The organism is Thalassobacillus devorans, assembly GCF_011761345.1.
Taxonomy (GTDB): Bacteria; Bacillota; Bacilli; order Bacillales; family Halobacillaceae; genus Thalassobacillus; species Thalassobacillus devorans.
On record NZ_JAASRY010000013.1, the window covers coordinates 1 to 2984 of the forward strand.

Annotated in this window: 1 rRNA gene; it reads right to left on the reverse strand. The window is 54.0% G+C overall.

The features are described 5' to 3' along the window. Positions 1-2914: ribosomal RNA gene (locus FHS45_RS20070) — 23S ribosomal RNA — on the reverse strand. Between the last annotated feature and the right edge of the window lie 70 nt (positions 2915-2984).

Below are 2984 nucleotides of genomic sequence, written 5' to 3' on the forward strand. Positions count from 1 at the left end.
AGTTAAGTCCTCGATCGATTAGTATCCGTCAGCTCCACGTGTCACCACGCTTCCACCTCGGACCTATCTACCTCATCGTCTCTGAGGGATCTTACTCACTCGAAGTGATGGGAAATCTCATCTAGAGGGGGGCTTCATGCTTAGATGCTTTCAGCACTTATCCCTTCCGCACGTAGCTACCCAGCGATGCTCCTGGCGGAACAACTGGTGCACCAGCGGTGCGTCCATCCCGGTCCTCTCGTACTAAGGACAGCTCCTCTCAAATTTCCAACGCCCACGACGGATAGGGACCGAACTGTCTCACGACGTTCTGAACCCAGCTCGCGTACCGCTTTAATGGGCGAACAGCCCAACCCTTGGGACCGACTACAGCCCCAGGATGCGATGAGCCGACATCGAGGTGCCAAACCTCCCCGTCGATGTGGACTCTTGGGGGAGATAAGCCTGTTATCCCCGGGGTAGCTTTTATCCGTTGAGCGATGGCCCTTCCATGCGGAACCACCGGATCACTAAGCCCGACTTTCGTCCCTGCTCGACTTGTAGGTCTCGCAGTCAAGCTCCCTTGTGCCTTTACACTCTGCGAATGATTTCCAACCATTCTGAGGGAACCTTTGGGCGCCTCCGTTACCTTTTAGGAGGCGACCGCCCCAGTCAAACTGCCCACCTGACACTGTCTCCGGACCGGATCACGGTCCTGGGTTAGAATGTCCGTACAGCCAGGGTGGTATCCCACCGGCGCCTCCACCGAAGCTAGCGCTCCGGTTTCTCAGGCTCCCACCTATCCTGTACAAGCTGTACCAACATTCAATATCAGGCTACAGTAAAGCTCCACGGGGTCTTTCCGTCCTGTCGCGGGTAATGCGCATCTTCACGCATAGTATAATTTCACCGGGTCTCTCGTTGAGACAGTGCCCAAGTCGTTGCACCTTTCGTGCGGGTCGGAACTTACCCGACAAGGAATTTCGCTACCTTAGGACCGTTATAGTTACGGCCGCCGTTTACTGGGGCTTCGGTTCAACGCTTCGCTTACGCTAACGCATCCCCTTAACCTTCCAGCACCGGGCAGGTGTCAGCCCCTATACTTCGCCTTACGGCTTCGCAGAGACCTGTGTTTTTGCTAAACAGTCGCTTGGGCCTTTTCACTGCGGCTCCTCGCAAGAGGAGCACCCCTTCTCCCGAAGTTACGGGGTCATTTTGCCGAGTTCCTTAACGAGAGTTCTCCCGCTCACCTTAGGATCCTCTCCTCGCCTACCTGTGTCGGTTTGCGGTACGGGCACCTCTTTCCTCACTAGAGGATTTTCTTGGCAGTGTGAACTCAGGAGCTTCGGTACTTTATTTCCCTCCCCATCACAGCTTGACGTTGCCGGACGGATTTGCCTATCCGACCGTCTCACTGCTTGGACGCGCTCATCCATTGGCGCGCTCTCCTTATCCTCCTGCGTCCCCCCGTCGTTCAAACGGAAAGGAGGTGGTACAGGAATATCAACCTGTTGTCCATCGCCTACGCCTTTCGGCCTCGGCTTAGGTCCCGACTAACCCTGAGAGGACGAGCCTTCCTCAGGAAACCTTAGGCTTTCGGTGAAAGAGATTCTCACTCTTTTTTCGCTACTCATACCGGCATTCTCACTTCTAAGCGCTCCACCAGTCCTCACGGTCTGACTTCGCCGCCCTTAGAACGCTCTCCTACCACTGATCGTAAGATCAATCCGCAGCTTCGGTGATGTGTTTAGCCCCGGTATATTTTCGGCGCAGAGTCACTCGACCAGTGAGCTATTACGCACTCTTTAAATGATGGCTGCTTCTAAGCCAACATCCTGGTTGTCTAAGCAACTCCACATCCTTTTCCACTTAACACATACTTAGGGACCTTAGCTGGCGGTCTGGGCTGTTTCCCTCTCGACTATGAACCTTATCACCCATAGTCTGACTCCCAGAGCTAAGTCTCTGGCATTCGGAGTTTGACTGAATTCGGTAACCCGGTAGGGGCCCCTAGTCCAATCAGTGCTCTACCTCCAGGACTCGTATCTCTGAGGCTAGCCCTAAAGCTATTTCGGAGAGAACCAGCTATCTCCGTGTTCGATTGGCATTTCACCCCTACCCACACCTCATCCCCGCGTTTTTCAACACGCGTGGGTTCGGGCCTCCAGTCAGTGTTACCTGACCTTCACCCTGGACATGGGTAGATCACACGGTTTCGGGTCTACGACCACATACTATATCGCCCTGTTCAGACTCGCTTTCGCTGCGGCTCCGTCTCCTGGACTTAACCTTGCATGGGATCGTAACTCGCCGGTTCATTCTACAAAAGGCACGCCGTCACCCATTAACGGGCTTCGACTACTTGTAGGCACACGGTTTCAGGTTCTCTTTCACTCCCCTTCCGGGGTGCTTTTCACCTTTCCCTCACGGTACTGGTTCACTATCGGTCACTAGGGAGTATTTAGCCTTGGGAGATGGTCCTCCCGGATTCCGACGGAATTCCTCGTGTTCCGCCGTACTCAGGATCCACTCCGGAGGAGATCCGGTTTCAGCTACAGGGCTGTTACCTTCTTCGGCTGATCGTTCCAGATCGATTCGCCTACCGGATCTCTTTGTAACTCCAAAGGAGTGTCCTACAACCCCAGAAAGCAAGCTTTCTGGTTTGGGCTCGTTCCGTTTCGCTCGCCGCTACTCAGGAAATCGCGTTTGCTTTCTCTTCCTCCGGGTACTGAGATGTTTCAGTTCCCCGGGTCTGCCATCCTGCACCTATGTATTCAGTACAGGATACGACCCCATTACGGGCCGTGGGTTTCCCCATTCGGAAATCTTCGGATCCTAGCCTACTTACGGCTCCCCGAAGCATATCGGTGTTAGTCCCGTCCTTCATCGGCTCCTAGTGCCAAGGCATCCACCGTGCGCCCTTATTCACTTAACTATCGTTCGTGAAAAGACGTTGATTTGATGTCGTTGAATGTCTTGCTCTTATCTAGTTTTCAAGGTTCACT